At 50.9% G+C, this 222-nt stretch carries 1 protein-coding gene; it reads left to right on the top strand.

Going from position 1 to position 222, the window contains the following annotated elements; all coding sequences use genetic code 11:
- On the top strand, positions 1-222 hold a 222-nt coding region (locus tag HMPREF0549_RS09155; RefSeq protein WP_003718030.1), incomplete at both ends, for an exodeoxyribonuclease V subunit gamma.

The following is a 222-nucleotide window of genomic DNA, read 5'->3' on the forward strand; positions in this document are numbered from 1 at the left end:
TGCTGGAAGCGTTGATGGAGTTTATTGTCGAACGCGAACGGCTGGACGATCCTTTCGAACCAGAGATGATTCTGGTGCAAAGTACCGGTATGGCACAGTGGCTGCAAATGACCCTGTCGCAAAAGTTTGGTATTGCGGCAAACATTGATTTTCCGCTGCCAGCGAGCTTTATCTGGGATATGTTCGTCCGGGTGTTACCGGAAATCCCCAAAGAGAGCGCCT

It is taken from the genome of Limosilactobacillus vaginalis DSM 5837 = ATCC 49540 (assembly GCF_000159435.1).
Lineage (GTDB): Bacteria > Bacillota > Bacilli > Lactobacillales > Lactobacillaceae > Limosilactobacillus > Limosilactobacillus vaginalis.